This is a genomic window from Maritimibacter harenae (genome assembly GCF_009882975.1).
In the GTDB taxonomy this organism is placed as follows: Bacteria; Pseudomonadota; Alphaproteobacteria; order Rhodobacterales; family Rhodobacteraceae; genus Maritimibacter; species Maritimibacter harenae.
This window is the reverse complement of the sequence record NZ_WTUX01000061.1, coordinates 1-2,367: the sequence shown is the minus strand read 5'-3', so window position 1 is coordinate 2,367 and position 2,367 is coordinate 1. Positions and strand designations below refer to the sequence as shown.

The 2,367-nt window shown below is 62.9% G+C and carries 2 protein-coding genes; both read left to right on the top strand.

Annotation, left to right across the window (positions count from 1 at the left end; genetic code table 11):
- Positions 1–10 precede the first annotated feature (10 nt).
- Positions 11–1,576: an IS21 family transposase gene (gene istA / locus GQE99_RS20365; protein ID WP_008335500.1), complete on the top strand. Its 1,566-nt coding sequence runs from the start codon at positions 11–13 to the stop codon at positions 1,574–1,576.
- Positions 1,509–2,237 (top strand): IS21-like element helper ATPase IstB, encoded by a 729-nt coding sequence (gene istB, locus GQE99_RS20360; RefSeq protein WP_083783480.1) that lies wholly within the window; start codon positions 1,509–1,511, stop codon positions 2,235–2,237. Before istA ends, istB begins: the two co-directional genes overlap by 68 nt.
- The last annotated feature ends 130 nt before the right edge of the window (positions 2,238–2,367 follow it).

Here is a 2,367-nt window from a genome sequence, read left to right as displayed (position 1 = left end):
CGATTTGGGGATGTTGGTTGTGGAGACGATTGCGAAGATCAGGCGGGCGCATTTCATCCAGGGGAAGTCGATCAAGCAGATCTGCCGGGAGCTGCGGGTATCACGGAACACGGTGCGGAAGGTGGTGCGGTCCGGGGCAACCGAGTTCAGCTATGACCGGTCCACGCAGCCCCGCCCCAAGATCGACCCGTGGCGGTCCGATCTGGATGAGATGCTGGCTGAGAATGACCGGCAACCCAAACGCCAGCGGCTGACACTGGTTCGGATTTACGAAGAGCTGCGCAACCGGGGTTATGACGGCAGCTATGATGCGGTGCGGCGCTATGCGGCGAGTTGGTCGAAGGCGACCCGGGAAGCTTCCGCCGCTGCCTACGTGCCGCTGAGCTTCGACCCGGGCGAAGCCTATCAGTTCGACTGGAGCCATGAGGTTGTCCTGATTGACGGCGTGACCACGACGGTGAAGGTTGCGCATGTGCGCCTGAGCCACAGCCGGATGCCGTTTGTGCGGGCCTATCCCAGAGAGACACAGGAGATGGTGTTCGACGCCCACGACAAGGCGTTTGCCTTCTTCGGTGGGGCCTGTGCGCGGGGCATCTACGACAATATGAAGACCGCCGTTGACGCGATCTTCATTGGCAAGGATCGGGCCTATAACCGGCGGTTCCAGCAGATGTGCGGCCATTACCTGGTCGACCCGGTGGCCTGTACCCCGGCCTCGGGCTGGGAGAAAGGCCAAGTCGAGAACCAGGTCGGCGTGATCCGCCGGCGCTTCTTCGTGCCGCGTCCGAAGTTCAAATCCTATGCCGAGTTGAACGCCTGGCTGGAGGATCGCTGCCTGGCCTATGCCAAGGCGAACAAACATCCAGAGTTGCGCGACAAGACGATCTGGGAGGTGTTCGAGGACGAGCGCCCGAGCCTTGTGCCTTACGTCGGCCCTTTCGATGGATTCCATGCAGTTCCCGCATCGGTGTCCAAGACCTGCCTCGTGCGGTTCGACAAGAACCGCTACTCGGTCGATGCCCGGGCGGTCGGGCGGCCGGTGGAGATCAGGGCCTATGCCGCCCGGCTGGAATGCTGGCAGGATGGGCAAATCGTTGGCCAGCATGAGCGGGCCTTCGGGCGGGACAAAACCATCTTCGATCCCCTGCATTACATCCCCGTTCTGGCCCGCAAACCCGGCGCCCTTCGCAACGGGGCGCCCTTCAGGGAATGGGAGCTGCCGGTGCCAATCCGCCGCGTGTGGCGCAAGCTGGAACGCCAGCCGGGCGGTGACCGGCAGATGGTCGACATCCTGAGCGCCGTGCTGACCGACGGGATTGATGCGGTCGAGGCGGCCTGCGCCGAAGCCCTGTCGCACAATGTCCATTCCGCAGGCGTCGTGCTGAACATCCTGGCCCGGCACCGCGAGCCGCCACCACCCCTGACAATCACCACCCCGGATGCGCTGAAGCTGGCCTGCGAGCCCATTGCCGACTGCAACCGATATGACAGCCTGAGGAGAACACAGAATGGAAAGATCCGAGGTAATCGACGCGATGGGAAAGCTGAGGCTCTACGGAATGAGGGCCGCCTATGACGAGGTCCTGACCACCGCCGTCAAACGCCAGCACGAGCCGCAACAGATCATTGGTGACCTGCTGACCGCCGAGATCAGGGAGAAGCAGGCCCGGTCAGTCAAATACCAAATGACCATCGCCAAGTTGCCGCTCGCCAAGGAACTGGAGGAGTTCGACTTCGAGGCCGCCGAGGTTAACGAGACCCTGATCCGCGACCTGGCCAACGGCGACTTCCTCGACCATCAGCGCAACCTCGTCCTGATCGGCGGCACAGGCACCGGCAAAACCCATCTTGCCGTCAGCATCGCCCGGACCTGTATCCGGGCAGGGCGCCGGGGCCGGTTCTTCAACGTGGTCGACCTGGTGAACAAGCTCGATGCCGAAGCCCGCGCCGAGCGCCAGGGCCGGACCGCCGACCTGATCTCCCGCCTCGACTTCCTGATCCTGGACGAGCTCGGCTATCTGCCCTTCGCCCAGACCGGCGGCCAATTGCTGTTCCACCTGATCAGCAAACTCTACGAACGCACATCCATCATCGTCACCACCAACCTGGCCTTCGGCGAATGGCCCAGCGTCTTCGGCGATGCCAAGATGACCACCGCACTGCTCGACCGGCTCACCCACCATTGCGAAATCGTCGAAACCGGTAACGAAAGCTGGCGCTTCAAGAACCGCGCATAGCGCCAACCCGAAACCCCGCAGGCCCGCCGCCGCTGCGCTATGTGAGGGCTACGCAGCGCCGGGCCTGCTCACCACCAAGGGGGTCAATATTGGATGCCGATAGGGGGTCAAACTTCAATGCCGATTGACA